Origin of the sequence: Bacillus sp. FJAT-14266 (assembly GCF_001719225.1) — a bacterium.
GTDB lineage: Bacteria > Bacillota > Bacilli > Bacillales > Bacillaceae > Bacillus > Bacillus subtilis.
The window spans coordinates 546,156-560,547 of record NZ_CP017072.1 but is presented as its reverse complement, the minus strand read 5'-3'; the positions used below and the strand labels follow the sequence as shown (position 1 = coordinate 560,547).

Sequence of the window (14,392 nt, the reverse complement as noted above, 5' to 3'; positions counted from 1 at the left end):
TTGTGAACTATGTCACACACTCCGCTTTTTTCACAAAATGTTCACACAAAGGAGAAGGAAGGCTGCGTTCAGGCAGAACGCTTGGGTCATTAGCCGCCTTTCAAAGATCAAAAAAACCGGCTCTATTTAAGAACCGGGCTCGGCGTTTTCATCCTGTGATGTATGCAAATACCGCAAAAATAATTGATAGGAACAAAAAACATTTTGCTGAAGCATAGCCAAAAAGTTCATTTGCAGCTGCGGATGATAAGACATCATTTTCTTAAATATGTAATATGGGATGTTGAGAATCAGAATGTCTGAAGTGGCATTGACTGAGATAAAGGGCGATAAATAAAGCCCGCCTTTTTCATCAATCGGCAACACATCGCCTTTTTCCCACAGCGCAACGGTTTTCGACCCTTCAGGGAGCCTTGTGTCCATAAAACGGACACTGCCTTTTAATACAATATAAACAGATTGAGAATGAAGAAAAGATGGAGACTGATCACATGAACCGCGGATAAACGTGCCGTTTTTCAGCAAGGTTTCGACAATGGATAGAGGCACTTCATTAAACATAGGAAGTTGTTTCAGAAATAATAAATAGTCACACTGATTCATAGGAAAACCTCCTGTGCTAAGGATAGCTTTAGTGTAGCTCGACTGAGCCTGTACAGCAGTGATGTATTTCACAGCCTGTATGATGAATGTCACTTATCAGGAGGGTGAATGCATTTATAATGAAAGAAAAAAGGAGGATTTCGATGAAGGCGCTGATTCCGAAGCAGCACGGGGCGTGGGCGATGCTGCTGATCCCATTTTTACTCGGCATGGTCAAGGGAGGCCCCGTTATTTGGCATATTCCGCTCTTCCTTGGTTGGCTTTTCCTATACTTAGCGGTTTATCCCGTTACGCTTGCCTTAAAAAAGAAACAAAGCAAACCATATCAAAAGTGGATGTGTTATTACGGTTTTCCCGCCTGCTGCTTTTTGATGATCTCGGTCTTTCATAAGCCGCCTCTCATCTGGGTGGGCGTTTCTTTACTGCCGCTGTTTCTCATACATATGTATTTTGCCCGCAGAAAAAACGAACGAGCCTTATTGAATGATGTTGCAGGTGTCTTGTTCTTTTGTTCGGGCGGGTTTGCGAGCTGCTGGCTGGGGATGGGAACCCTTGACGGCTGGGCTTGGTTTATTTTCTTGCAGTCTGCTTTATTTTTTATCGGGAGTTCCTTTTATGTGAAATCGGTGATCCGCGAGAGAAAAAACAGGGCATTTGCATACTGGTCATGGGGATATCACCTGCTGCTCCCCTTTTTATCCGCTCTTTTCGGAGCAGGATGGGCGTTTCTCGCTTTTATCCCGAGCAGCTTGCGGGCATGGTTTTTTCATGGAAGGGATTGGCCCGTAAAAACGATTGGCATTCTTGAAATCGTGAATGCCTGCTTCTTTCTTGCCGTCATGTGCCTGTTTATCACAAGGTAAAAAAACAAGGACACCGCTGTCCTTGTTTTTTTCAGTCAATATTGCAAATCTCCAGCGGGCAATTTTCACACTCAATCTCACATCGTAAATAGTCCCGCTTGTGCAAAATAATTTTTCCGGATTCGTCTATCGAAATAACCCCTTTTTTGCGGAGATCTCCGAGCATACGATTGACGCTTTCCCGTGCAGCCGCGCAAAACTTTGCCAAATCCTGATTTGTCAGGACAATGTTAATCAGAATGCCGTCGCTTCGCTCCACTCCGTAGCTGTTTGATAAGCGGATAAGGGTAGAATAGAGCGCCCCCTTTTTGCCATGAAGAAGCAGATCCCTGATTTTGGACTGAATCTTCCGGAGGTGCGTGCTCATCCATTTCATGAACTCAAATGTCAAAGCGCCGTTTTGGATTAATTCTTTTTCCAGCTTATTTTTATTAATGACGAGCACCTCGCCATCCTCTAGTACTTTTGCACTGAGCATATACCTTGGTTCTTCAGTGAAAAGTGTTAATTCTCCGACGATATCATGCTTTTGGCAGATTCTAAGCGTCAGGTCTTTTCCGTCAGATGTCAGCTTGCCGATTTCAATGAGTCCTGATTGAATCAGATAAAGCTCTTCTGCATCCATTCCTTCCCGAAACAAATACGTGTGTTTTTCCATTTTTCTTTTCGTGCTGATCGATTCCAGCAATTCATACAGATCGCTGGATATAAGATCACTATCAGATGGTCGAACAGAGAGAAAATTCATGAGCTCACCTCGAAGAAAGTCACGTTGTGTGTTTATTGTAACGTGAATTGATTTGTACCCATCGAGAAAAAACTAACAATCTTGTGAATGCCCCAGTGTTAGTTGATGCTCTGGCTGTTTCTCTCCGTGTGTGTTTTCATTCTTTCCTGCCAATACATCCATATGACAAGGACAAAACTGGCTAACGCCACCTCTGAAAGCGCCATAAACCCGATCGCGTACTGGCCTGTTGCCTGAAATACACTCGCCAATATGAGCGGAGGAAAAAAGCCGCCTAAACCGCCCATGGCAGACACAATCCCATTGGCAATCCCCGCTTGCTTCGAAAAATAGAAAGGCACCAGTTTAAAAACAGTTCCGTTTCCTATGCCTGAGCAGACGGCCACGGTTAATGATCCAAACGTATAAAGGCCGATTGTCGGCGAGAACGATAGGATAATGCCTGATAATGTAAGCCCGGCAAAAACAAACATCAAGATGCGGAGCGGGCTCATTTTATCAGCCAGGAATCCGCCCGCAGGCCTGAGCAGCGTAGAAACCGCAATAAAGCCAGCCGTCCGCAAGCCGGCATCTGCAGGATTCAGCCCAAAATGCTCCACCAGAAAGTTCGGCAGATAGATAGTGAAGGCGACAAAGGCACCGAACGTAATAAAATAAAACAGGCTCAGAAACCATAGCACATGATTTCGGTAAACGGCTTTGATTTGAGTCTTAACAGAAACTTTGACCTTCTTCTCATGCCTGTCGCCGAACAAAACGTGCAGTAAGGCAAAGACAGCCAGCAAAACCAGATACATCTGCACGGTTGATTTCCACCCGACGGCTTGAGCGATAACCGGCGCTGCAAATGTCGTAACGGCTGTCCCGATATTTCCTGCACCGTAAATCCCATTGACGACACCGTGCTTTTCTTTCGGATAATATTTCGGGAGGGAGGTCACTCCAATGGAAAACACCGCTCCCCCGATCCCTAAGAAAAAGCCGCCTGCGATTAAATCAAACAGAGAGTCCGCGATACTGATCCAAAATACAGGAAATAAAAGCAGGATGAAGCTGACCATAAACATGAGCCGCGCGCCAAACCTGTTCGTTAAATACCCTAAAGGAATGCGGAGAAGCGACCCGAGGATCACAGGAATCGCCGTCACCAAAGAAATCTCGCCCTTGCTTAAATGAATATCTAATGTGATTTGGGAAATGAGTGATGAAATCAGCACCCAAACCATAAACCCTGCCACCAAGCTTAATGACTGTAACGATAATTGAATGTGTTGACGGTTGATCATTTGGCTTGCCCCTTTCAATGATTCAATAATCAGTCTTATCATACAAAAACTCGCCAAACAGGATTGTGAATTACATCACACGTTTTTCTCATAAAAAAAGGACAAAGCCCGAAGACTTTGTCCTTTTGATCGTGATTACATTTTTTCCGGAGCCGATACGCCGATCAGCTGAAGCGCATTGTTCAGCGTAATTTGCGTTGCCTTCATTAAAGCCAGGCGCGCGCGGCTTTTCTCTTTATTTTCAGGGTCGATGACTTTCTCTGCGTTGTAGAAGCTGTGCAGAGCAGAAGCCAGATCATAAATATAGTTTGTGACACGGTGCGGAATTCGTTTTTCTGCTGCTTCCGCCACTGCCTCTGGGAAGCCGCCGATCGTTTTCAGCAGATCATATTCTTTTTCTGATTGAATATGGCTGAAATCAAGATCTGCCGCCGGTTTAAGTCCCTGCTCTTCCCCTTGGCGAAGCATGCTGCAAATACGGGCATGCGCGTATTGTGCATAATACACAGGGTTTTCGTTAGATGTTGATACAGCAAGATCTAAGTCAAAATCCATATGGGTGTCTGCACTTCGCATTGCAAAGAAGTAACGCACGGCATCCAAGCCGACTTCTTCAATCAGGTCACGCATCGTTACGGCTTTACCGGTCCGTTTGCTCATTTTCATTTTCTCGCCGTTTTTGTAAAGGTGAACGAGCTGAATGATTTCTACTTCAAGCGTTCCTTTTTCATAGCCCAGCGCTTCGATTGCCGCTTTCATACGCGGGATGTAGCCGTGGTGATCGGCGCCCCAAACGTTGATCAGCTTATCAAAGCCGCGGTCAAGCTTGTCCTTATGATACGCGATATCAGGAAGAAGGTACGTGTACGTGCCGTCCTTCTTGATCAATACGCGGTCTTTATCATCGCCGAAAGTCGTGGAACGGAACCAAGTCGCGCCGTCTTCTTCATAGACATGGCCTTTTTCGCGGAGCGCTTCAAGCGCCTTGTCGATTTTTCCATTTTGGTACAGTGAAGTTTCTGAATACCACACATCAAACGGCACACGGAAGTTTTCCAAGTCCTTGCGAAGCTTTTCCAGCTCGTATTTCAGGCCGTATTCACGGAAAAACGCGAGGCGTTCACTTTCCTCTTCGTTAACGAAACGATCACCGTATTCCTCAGCGAGACGCTTTCCGATCGCAATGATATCCTCACCGCGGTAGCCATCCTCCGGCATCGGTTTTTCCAATCCGAGTGCTTCAAAGTAACGGACTTCAACAGAAAGCGCCAGATTGTTGATTTGGTTTCCCGCATCGTTAATGTAGTATTCGCGGCTTACATCGTAACCCGCTTTTGAAAGCACGTTGCACAAGGAATCGCCGACAGCCGCCCCGCGCGCATGCCCGAGGTGAAGGTCTCCCGTCGGATTCGCTGATACGAATTCTACCTGAACTCGTTCACCGTTTCCGATGTTCGTTTCCCCGTATGCTTCCCCTGCTTCCAGTACAGACGGAATCAGCTTTGTTAAATATTGATTGTTCATATAGAAATTGATAAAACCCGGGCCGGCGATATCCAGTTTTTCAATCGAAGCCTTTCCTTTATCAAAATGAGCGACAATCTCTTCAGCGATTTGACGCGGCGCTTTTTTTGCCACTCTTGCCAACTGCATCGCCATATTCGTTGAGTAGTCGCCGTGTGTTTTATCTTTCGGTGTTTCTAAAACAACATTGGGAATCTGGCTTTCTTCAGCCAGTCCCGCTTTCAGAACGGCCGCTTTGATTTCTTCTTTCAGCACGTCCTTCATTTGTTCCGCAATGTTCATGCGTGAGTTCCTCCCTCATACGTGATCGTCATATTATGTAAATGCTCCTGCTCGTCTCCGACATGCATGTCATATGCGATGCTGATACGGCCTTTTTCTTCATCGAGATCAGATTGAATCGATTTTGTGCTTGTTTTCAGCTCAAGCTCACCAAATGACATTTTATATTTAGCAATTGTGGAAGCTCCCGTTACGAAACGCTGATTCATTTTGACAGCGCCTGACCTCATGACCAGGACTTCGCCTTCGCTTACTTTCACAATCGTTTTGACTTTGCCTAAGTCGTGTTCTTCATAATAAGATAGATACACTTTATTTTGTTTTACATAGTAAAATCCGGTGGTGCGGAATTCGATGACTTCTTGGTTTCCGTCATCCTCGATCACAGACTTCACATGGAGTGTTATCGGTGTCTCTTGCTTCATTCTGACACGTCCTTTTCATCATTCCACTTTGACTTGAATAGTATAATCATTCGGTTTGTAAACTTCAACTGCTTCTATCTTACCATCATTGCTCATCAGATTTGAAGATAAACCTCATAAAAAGCATTTCCTTATATAGAAGAGAAAATCATATCACTAATTACCTTTAGGAAATGTTACATTTTTCCGAAATCTATCATTTCCTTTTCACATTTTTTTCAAAATATATGTATTGAATTAGTAATTTGATAGTTTTAAGATAAAAGTACAACATAGATCTGCTAGAAAAACAAAAAAAGGGAGGATTCAATTATGAAAAAAGCTGTCATTGTAGAAAACAAAGGTTGTGCAACATGCTCGATCGGAGCCGCTTGTCTAGTGGACGGTCCTATCCCTGATTTTGAAATTGCCGGTGCAACAGGTCTATTCGGTCTATGGGGGTAAGGATCTCCCAAAAGGGCATAGTCATTCTACTATGCCCTTTTTAAGTAAATTACAATTTTTAACTAAAATCTACCTCTTGGATATACATACACAACCGTTTTTCATTTGAATCATATGTATAGGGGATGGTATTTTGTTTATAGAGCAGATGTTTCCATTTATTAATGAAAGTGTAAGGGTTCACCAGCTTCCTGAGGGTGGCGTGTTAGAAATCGACTACTTGCGCGATAATGTCTCCATTTCTGACTTTGAGTATTTGGATCTCAACAAAACGGCTTACGAGCTCTGCATGCGCATGGATGGCCAAAAAACAGCTGAGCAGATTTTAGCTGAGCAATGTGCAGTGTATGATGAATCACCGGAAGACCATAAAGATTGGTATTACGACATGCTCAACATGCTCCAGAACAAGCAGGTGATCCAGCTTGGAAACCGGGCCAGCCGCCATACAATCACCACGAGCGGAAGCAATGAATTTCCGATGCCCCTGCACGCCACCTTTGAACTGACGCACCGCTGTAATTTGAAATGCGCCCACTGTTATTTGGAAAGCTCACCTGAAGCGCTCGGCACCGTGTCGATTGAGCAATTCAAAAAAACGGCTGATATGCTGTTTGATAACGGTGTATTGACATGCGAAATCACAGGCGGGGAAATTTTTGTCCATCCAAACGCCAATGAGATTCTTGACTATGTGTGTAAAAAGTTCAAAAAAGTCGCTGTCTTAACAAACGGAACACTCATGCGAAAAGAGAGCCTGGAGCTTTTGAAGACTTACAAGCAAAAAATCATCGTCGGCATTTCTCTTGATAGTGTCAATTCCGAGGTCCATGACTCCTTTAGAGGGAGAAAAGGCTCTTTTGCCCAAACTTGTAAAACGATAAAATTGTTGAGTGACCACGGTATATTTGTCAGAGTCGCCATGTCTGTCTTCGAAAAAAACATGTGGGAAATCCACGATATGGCCCAAAAGGTTCGGGATCTCGGGGCGAAGGCGTTTTCTTACAATTGGGTTGACGATTTCGGAAGAGGCAGGGATATTGTCCATCCAACGAAAGACGCCGAGCAGCACCGCAAGTTTATGGAATACGAGCAAAATGTGATTGATGAGTTTAAAGATCTGATTCCGATTATTCCTTATGAGAGAAAACGCGCGGCAAATTGCGGCGCTGGCTGGAAGTCCATTGTGATCAGCCCGTTCGGCGAAGTACGTCCTTGCGCCCTCTTTCCAAAGGAATTTTCATTGGGAAATATTTTTCATGATTCCTATGAAAGCATCTTTAACTCCCCTCTCGTCCATAAACTGTGGCAAGCGCAGGCGCCGCGGTTCAGCGAACATTGCATGAAAGACAAATGCCCGTTCAGCGGCTATTGCGGAGGCTGTTACTTAAAAGGGCTGAACTCTAACAAATATCACCGGAAAAACATTTGCTCTTGGGCGAAAAATGAACAATTAGAAGACGTGGTCCAGCTTATTTAGGAGGGAAACGATTTGTCACCAGCACAAAGAAGAATTTTACTGTATATCCTTTCATTTATCTTTGTCATCGGCGCAGTCGTCTATTTTGTCAAAAGCGATTATCTGTTTACGCTGATTTTCATTGCCATTGCCATTCTGTTCGGGATGCGCGCGCGGAAGGCTGACTCGCGATGAGCATTTTGGATATACACGATGTATCCGTTTGGTATGAACGGGACAACGTCATCTTAGAACAAGTAGATTTACATTTAGAAAAAGGCGCCGTTTACGGGTTGCTTGGGGTAAACGGCGCCGGAAAAACGACACTGATTAATACGCTGACAGGCGTGAACCGCAATTTCAGCGGGCGCTTTACACTGTGTGGAATTGAAGCGGAGGCCGGCATGCCGCAGAAAACATCAGATCAGCTGAAGACTCACCGTTACTTCGCCGCCGATTATCCGCTGCTATTTACAGAAATTACGGCGAAGGACTATGTGTCTTTCGTCCATTCGCTTTATCAAAAGGATTTTTCAGAGCAGCAGTTTGCCAGTTTGGCCGAGGCCTTTCATTTTTCGAAATACATCAACAGGAGAATTTCAGAGCTGTCCTTGGGGAACAGGCAAAAGGTTGTATTGATGACAGGCTTATTGCTGCGCGCTCCCCTGTTTATTTTGGATGAGCCGCTCGTCGGTTTGGATGTGGAATCGATAGAGGTCTTTTATCAGAAAATGCGCGAGTACTGTGAAGCAGGCGGGACCATTTTGTTTTCTTCTCATCTGCTCGATGTCGTGCAAAGATTTTGTGATTACGCGGCTATTCTTCACAACAAACAGATCCAAAAGGTCATTCCGATTGGAGAGGAGACCGATCTGCGGCGGGAATTTTTCGAGGTGATCGGCCATGAATAACATAATCCCCATCATGTCTTTGCTGTTCAAACAGCTTTACAGCCGGCAAGGGAAAAAGGACGCCATCCGCATTGCCGCAGGCCTTGTCATTCTGGCCGTGTTTGAAATCGGGCTGATCCGCCAGGCCGGCATTGATGAATCGGTGTTGCGCAAAACGTATATCATACTCGCGCTTCTCTTAATGAACGCATATATGGTGTTTCTTTCTGTGACATCTCAATGGAAGGAATCTTATATGAAACTGAGCTGCCTGCTGCCGATTTCTTCACGGAGCTTTTGGCTCGCCCAGAGTGTCGTTTTGTTTGTCGATACCTGTTTGAGAAGAACTTTATTCTTTTTTATTTTACCGCTGTTCTTATTTGGAAACGGAACGCTGTCAGGGGCGCAAACATTGTTTTGGCTCGGCAGGTTTTCGTTTTTTACCGTTTACTCCATTATTTTCGGAGTTGTGCTAAGCAACCACTTCGTCAAAAAGAAGAACTTGATGTTTCTGCTGCATGCGGCGATATTCGCCTGTGTATGTATCAGCGCCGCTTTGATGCCGGCCGCCACGCTTCCGCTTTGCGCGGTGCATATGCTGTGGGCGGTGATCATTGACTTTCCTGTCTTTCTGCAGGCGCCTCCGCAGCAGAGCAAGATGCATTCATTTATGCGGCGATCTGAATTTTCGTTTTACAAAAGAGAATGGAACCGATTTATCTCTTCTAAAGCGATGCTGTTAAATTACGCGGTCATGGCGGCGTTCAGCGGCTTCTTTTCGTTCCAGATGATGAACACCGGCATCTTCAATCAGCAAGTGGTTTATATCGTGATTTCCGCGCTTTTGCTCATCTGCTCGCCGATCGCCCTTTTGTATTCGATTGAAAAAAATGACCGGATGCTGCTTATCACGCTTCCGATCAAGCGGAAAACGATGTTTTGGGCGAAATATCGCTTTTATTCAGGCCTATTGGCAGGCGGATTTCTCCTTGTCGTGATGATTGTGGGTTTCATCAGCGGCCGTCCGATTTCAGTTCTCACTTTTTTGCAGTGCATTGAGTTGCTGCTGGCGGGAGCTTTTATCAGGTTAACTGCGGATGAAAAAAGGCCCTCCTTCAGCTGGCAGACGGAGCAGCAGCTATGGAGCGGTTTCTCAAAATATCGGTCTTATCTGTTTTGTCTTCCCCTATTCTTAGCCACATTAGCCGGCACCGCTGTATCCTTGGCGGTCATTCCGTTAGCCGGTCTGGTCATAGTCTATTACCTGCAAAAACAGGATGGTGGTTTCTTTGATACAAGCAAAAGAGAACGGCTTGGAAGTTAACCTGCTGAAGACTCATCAATTTTCAACTATTTCAATCGCCGCGAGCTTTCTGAAACCAATCGAAAGCGCGGCGGAACCTGAGGAAGAAACGATTTATTTTTACGGCGCCGCCGCATACCTGAAGGAGCAAATCATTGACGCTTTCGGTTGTGCTGCCGGCAGCCGTTTCATGTACTCAGCGAATCTCTTTTTTGATCAGCAGCTGAAAACCTGCGGGACCCGTTTGATTCACCCATTATATAACGGGAATCTTCATGTTGACGCCCTGCTGAAAACTTTTGCAGACTTGTCTTTCCCTTCTTCTCTTTCATTCGAAGCAGTTGAAAAGGCCAGGAATGAGCTGCTGCTGAGAATCGAAAAGAAATTCACTGATCCTTTCTCCTACTCGGCGGCGCGCTTGGCTGAGGAGGTCTTCGGAAACCCGATGTACGGCACAGGCATGTTTGGCCGGAGAGACAGGATAAAGGCGATTCATCCTAAACGGTTTCTCGACGCAACGGACTTTATCGTTGATTTAGTGTCCCAGCAAAAACAGCTGAACATATTGGGACAAGTACATGCATGTGATGTTCGGGGACATGCCCCGCAAACGTCCGCTATAACGTCCGGAAGAATACCCGTAAACCGGCATGTGTTTGAAACAGAGACACGCAGCGCTGCAGGTCCTTCCGTCTTGACACTCGGATTTGACTGCGGAGAGATGAAAGATGCCAGCGATTATATCAAAATACAGCTAATAGACGGATTACTGGGAAAGTACGGCCATTCCGCTTTATTCAAGCACTTCAGAGAGAAGGATCTGGCAGTCTATCACGTTATCACCCGTTACGATGTCATGAACAATTTGCTGCTTGTTTCAATATGTACAGATCAGCTTCATGAGAAAGACATTCCCCCGCGCGTTTTGGAAGCTGTCGCAGCTTTTCATACAGATGAGCGGGAAATAGAACAGGCAAAGCAGTTTTTACGCAATGAATTGCTGCTGCAATTCGATTCTCCCGAAGGTCTATTGGCCTATATGGGGGTCCTGCGCCGCTTCTCCTGCACGAAAGAAGCCTTGCTGGATGGCATCTCAGCGGTTACATGCCGCGATGTATTGCAATTCATAGCGACCATCAATTATATCGGAGCTCATGTAGTAAGGGGATGAAGAGATGGAAAAGAAAGCCTTTTTTCAACAGCTGGATGAACGAACCGATATCAGATACACAGACAGCGGACTAAAAATATTCAGATTGAAATTCCCCCACGCCCACCTGCGGCTGTGCAATGTAAAAATCGATTTTGGAAGCCGGGATGTATGTATACGGGCAGAATCCGGTGATACACTGCTTCCGTATGGCACAGCGCATTTTTTAGAGCATCTTCTCTTCTGGCACAACGGCCGCAATCTGTACAGTGATTTTTTTGCGCATGGCGCGCTTTTAAACGCATTCACTACCTACACCGATACCAATTTCATGTTTACCTCATTACCGGATCGGCTCAGACAAACGATCCCCATCCTGCTTGATGCTTTATGGAACCACTCATTTGACAAGAAGATTGTCGCTCAGGAAAAAGCTGTGATTACAAGCGAAATTCAAACAGCACACCTTAACCATCAGCTCTCATATCATTATCAGCTGATCAGCATGCTTTCTCCCTCCTCACCAGCTGCCGTTTTCCCCGCAGGCAGAATCGAAGATATTGAGGCGCTGGACATCAGTGATTTACAAAAAGCCTATAAGGCTGCCTACCAAGCCCATCGGATGACGCTGTTTTTGATTGGGGGCTCAGAAAATACAGAAACGCTTTTGCCTCCTCACCTCCAGCTGGAAAAACGTCCGGATTATCATGCTGAAAGAAAAATCATCCCGGCATGCCCTCCAGCCCTCTCACAAAAAATGGTGCTGGGTGATGAGGAGCGGATGGAAGATACATGGACCGGATTACAGATCGGCGCACTTCCCGGGCAAAACGATCTGTTGGCGATAAAGCTTTATTGGGATATCGCGGCTCGTATTCTATTTCAATTAGATTCACCGTTTTTTCAAGAGATTCAGCAAACGTACCGCCTGGAAATCGATCGTTTGTCAGCCGAGACTTATATCTATGAGGATGGCGGTTTCTTGATCCTTCACAGTCAAGGGACCCATTCTTCAGCTTATATCGATGTGGCTTCATACTATGTCACACAGAAGAAAGAACAGGTTGCCGCCTGGCTTCAATACGGCAAGGACTCTTTGACAGACGCGATCATTTATGACAGCGATTATGTGCGTAAATGCTTCGAGTGGGCAGCCGAGTGTGACAGGTGCGATTGCTCGTTTCTTGACATGTACCACATCATTCAAGATATGGATGCGCAGGTTTTCTTGTCTCTCATTGATGCAATGGCATCTTCTAACAAAGCGATCATTCATGTTTCTCAGAAAGAGGCGATCAGACAATGATAAAAAACACTGTCTTTACCCTTTTATTGCTGCTTATAGGTATGGCGGCTTATTCCTTCGGCTGGGTTCAGGTCGTGGCCGAAGCCGCCGCCCAATATGTACAGATGATCAACAATGACGCTGTGCGGCTCGGGCTGCTGGCTTGTACCGCTGCCCTCCTGATGCTGCCTGCTTTTCTCTATCTTCATTATGTCACCCAATCCGTGAAAAACATGACAGCAGCTTTTCAGAAACTCACACAGTCTCATCAAAGCTGCTGTGACTTTCAGCAACACAACTTGTGCAGCCGATATGCAGAAGACGTCAAATCGCTGCGTGACAGCTATAAAAACGTCCGCCAAACATACGTGATGGCTGCCGTGTTGTGCCAAGTCTTCATATTCGGCTGCATGTTCGAAATCGTTAAAGCCGTCCCTTTCCGCCTTCACACGCCCCCTGCCTTTTCAATGGGACTTGCGATGCTACTGATCCTGTATTTATTGTTTTGCATGCGAACGTATTTGCGGCAGCTTTTCCGGCACGGCAGCCTGTTCAGAAAAGTGTTTGCGGGAGTGCTGGCAGCAGCCGGGATTTGGTGGATGCTCAGTTTCTCTATAAGTGAACTGCTGTTTCTGATTATCCTGGCTGCCATTCAGCAAATCGGATCATTTATTTATAAACGATTCTCTTATCGCAGCACCGCTTCTCTTGATCTATAAAATAGCTACATCGCAATCGCAGACGGACCCGCGCCAACCGGAATCACCGTCACGGCTGTATAATCACTTGTGCAGTACACGGTCACAGCATTGTCGTTGGGCTGTGCCGCATAAATATACTGTTTGTCCGGCGTTACGGCGAGGTCAAAAGCGCCGGGGAGAGACACGTTTGCAATGATCCTCTGTCTGGCCGTATTAACTACATATAAGTTATTAATGAGAAACGGTTCACTATATGGCTCTAGAAAATAAGCTCTAGTACTATCGAGAGAAAATACAATCGTCCTCAGCGTTTCAAATAAACGGCTGAAGTCCCCTCCCCTGCTTAATGGTGACAAACTAATCTCCGTTACACCTTTCGGCCACAGCTCACCATTCAATACGTACGCAAAATTTCCAGCGTAAGGAGTTGCAATTAAACTGGGAAATTCAAATGTATCTATGATACTTTCTACCAACTGCCCAGTATTTACATCATATTTATCAACCGACCAACTGCTTCCATTAGCGGTATAGACATACTGTCCATTCGGATCAAGAGCAAAGTCTAAAGCGCCGGGTATCGGAATGACATCAATGACCGATTGAGAGGCCGTGTTAATCACATATATAGATCCGGCGGCCATCACGTATGCGAACTCATCTGTTGGATCAAATTCGATTTTTCTCGGCCCTCCTCCAACAGTAATGGTATTTATGATAGTTAATGTTTTATTATCAATCACTGAAACAAGGTTGGTATTTCCATGGAGGATATACGTGAATGCTTTATCGAAAGTAACGCCTAGATTAGTTGGCACAGCAGAAAACGGGATTGTTTTTACAACAGTGTTTAAATCTGCATCAATGACCGAAACCGTGCTGTCTCCAGTATTGGCAGTAAACACATATGATTGAGGGTCTGGTGATGGCGGTAAAACAAGTGTCCCGGTCACCGTAAGCGGACTGCCGTAGAACGGTACAATGAGCAGATCTTCCACTGTTATTTGACTGAAATCAGGACAGCGGCCAGACTGTGCTGCATAATAAACAACTTGATCAATCTCTTCGGTATGAATCACAGAAACCGCCCCATTGCCTTGTCCATATTGATTTCGTACAGGCGACACACTGACAAGAAGCGTAATGGTCCCTTGTACTCTCACAGCATATCGAACACCGATATCTTCTGGTTCCGGCCCAGTCTGGATTAAGCAAGGCTCACTGATACAGGACAAATTGTCTGTACTCCATGTAACAGCCGCTGACGCTTAGGCCGTATCAACCTTGAAGCCCTCAGGGAAATCTATCGGCACTTGAAACGGCGCTTCCCGGCTAATTTCCTCATCACAAAAACAGAAACAATTTTCCTGTAAAGCAGAAAGATCATTCTTTTTCATGATTTCACGTCCTTTTAGAAATGCACAACATG

Annotated in this window: 15 protein-coding genes and 1 pseudogene; 10 read left to right on the top strand and 6 right to left on the bottom strand. The window is 45.5% G+C overall.

The genetic code is table 11. The features are described 5' to 3' along the window. Positions 1 to 126: 126 nt before the first annotated feature. Entirely contained in the window at positions 127 to 603 is a 477-nt protein-coding gene (gene arfM / locus BGM23_RS02975) for a Crp/Fnr family transcriptional regulator ArfM (RefSeq protein WP_046663998.1), read from the bottom strand. A 143-nt stretch (positions 604 to 746) separates the two neighbouring features. On the opposite strand from arfM, the gene BGM23_RS02970 reads away from it, so the two are divergent. After that, positions 747 to 1,466: a YwiC-like family protein gene (locus tag BGM23_RS02970; protein WP_014481214.1), complete on the top strand. Its 720-nt coding sequence runs from the start codon at positions 747 to 749 to the stop codon at positions 1,464 to 1,466. A gap of 31 nt (positions 1,467 to 1,497) precedes the next feature. Here the strand turns inward: BGM23_RS02970 and fnr are convergent, their stop codons facing one another. The 4 genes from fnr to BGM23_RS02950 form a co-directional block, all read right to left on the bottom strand. After that, complete coding sequence (fnr, locus tag BGM23_RS02965; RefSeq protein ID WP_003243241.1) at positions 1,498 to 2,214, bottom strand: fumarate/nitrate reduction transcriptional regulator Fnr; 717 nt, start codon at positions 2,212 to 2,214, stop codon at positions 1,498 to 1,500. Positions 2,215 to 2,312: 98 nt separating this feature from the next. Next, positions 2,313 to 3,500: a nitrate transporter NarK gene (gene narK, locus BGM23_RS02960; protein WP_014478287.1), complete on the bottom strand. Its 1,188-nt coding sequence runs from the start codon at positions 3,498 to 3,500 to the stop codon at positions 2,313 to 2,315. 135 nt (positions 3,501 to 3,635) lie between these two features. Continuing rightward, complete coding sequence (argS, locus tag BGM23_RS02955; protein WP_029726075.1) at positions 3,636 to 5,306, bottom strand: arginine--tRNA ligase; 1,671 nt, start codon at positions 5,304 to 5,306, stop codon at positions 3,636 to 3,638. After that, complete coding sequence (locus BGM23_RS02950) at positions 5,303 to 5,731, bottom strand: YwiB family protein (protein ID WP_003243604.1); 429 nt, start codon at positions 5,729 to 5,731, stop codon at positions 5,303 to 5,305. Before BGM23_RS02950 ends, argS begins: the two co-directional genes overlap by 4 nt. A 312-nt stretch (positions 5,732 to 6,043) precedes the next feature. Between BGM23_RS02950 and sboA the strand changes: the two genes are divergently transcribed. From sboA to albG, 9 genes are read left to right on the top strand one after another with little or no spacing between them, the layout of a single operon-like run. Then, positions 6,044 to 6,175, top strand: a complete 132-nt coding sequence (sboA, locus tag BGM23_RS02945) for a subtilosin A (protein ID WP_003222002.1) — start codon at positions 6,044 to 6,046, stop codon at positions 6,173 to 6,175. Beyond that, the gene (gene sboX / locus BGM23_RS21230) at positions 6,132 to 6,284 is read left to right on the top strand and encodes a bacteriocin-like protein SboX (protein ID WP_010886632.1); all 153 of its coding nucleotides are present in this window, start codon (positions 6,132 to 6,134) and stop codon (positions 6,282 to 6,284) included. Before sboA ends, sboX begins: the two co-directional genes overlap by 44 nt. 24 nt (positions 6,285 to 6,308) lie before the next feature. Next, positions 6,309 to 7,655, top strand: coding sequence for a subtilosin maturase AlbA (gene albA / locus BGM23_RS02940; RefSeq protein WP_024573031.1), 1,347 nt, complete (start codon positions 6,309 to 6,311; stop codon positions 7,653 to 7,655). 12 nt (positions 7,656 to 7,667) lie between these two features. Beyond that, positions 7,668 to 7,829 (top strand): antilisterial bacteriocin subtilosin biosynthesis protein AlbB, encoded by a 162-nt coding sequence (gene albB / locus BGM23_RS02935; RefSeq protein WP_003222006.1) that lies wholly within the window; start codon positions 7,668 to 7,670, stop codon positions 7,827 to 7,829. Next, positions 7,826 to 8,545 carry an ABC transporter ATP-binding protein gene (locus BGM23_RS02930; RefSeq protein WP_003227564.1) on the top strand — a complete coding sequence of 240 codons (720 nt, stop codon included), beginning with the start codon at positions 7,826 to 7,828 and terminating at the stop codon, positions 8,543 to 8,545. Before albB ends, BGM23_RS02930 begins: the two co-directional genes overlap by 4 nt. Further along, positions 8,538 to 9,848, top strand: coding sequence for an antilisterial bacteriocin subtilosin biosynthesis protein AlbD (albD, locus tag BGM23_RS02925; RefSeq protein WP_029726077.1), 1,311 nt, complete (start codon positions 8,538 to 8,540; stop codon positions 9,846 to 9,848). Before BGM23_RS02930 ends, albD begins: the two co-directional genes overlap by 8 nt. After that, positions 9,838 to 10,998, top strand: a complete 1,161-nt coding sequence (gene albE / locus BGM23_RS02920) for an antilisterial bacteriocin subtilosin biosynthesis protein AlbE (RefSeq protein WP_082359941.1) — start codon at positions 9,838 to 9,840, stop codon at positions 10,996 to 10,998. The genes albD and albE overlap by 11 nt, the downstream gene beginning before the upstream one ends. A gap of 4 nt (positions 10,999 to 11,002) precedes the next feature. Then, on the top strand, positions 11,003 to 12,283 hold the full coding sequence (locus BGM23_RS02915) for a M16 family metallopeptidase (protein WP_046664000.1): 1,281 nt from the start codon (positions 11,003 to 11,005) through the stop codon (positions 12,281 to 12,283). Next, positions 12,280 to 12,981 (top strand): antilisterial bacteriocin subtilosin biosynthesis protein AlbG, encoded by a 702-nt coding sequence (gene albG, locus BGM23_RS02910; protein ID WP_003227556.1) that lies wholly within the window; start codon positions 12,280 to 12,282, stop codon positions 12,979 to 12,981. The genes BGM23_RS02915 and albG overlap by 4 nt, the downstream gene beginning before the upstream one ends. Positions 12,982 to 12,986: 5 nt before the next feature. Here albG and BGM23_RS02905 read toward each other — a convergent pair. Continuing rightward, positions 12,987 to 14,360 (bottom strand): annotated as a pseudogene (locus tag BGM23_RS02905) (YncE family protein). Positions 14,361 to 14,392 lie beyond the last annotated feature (32 nt).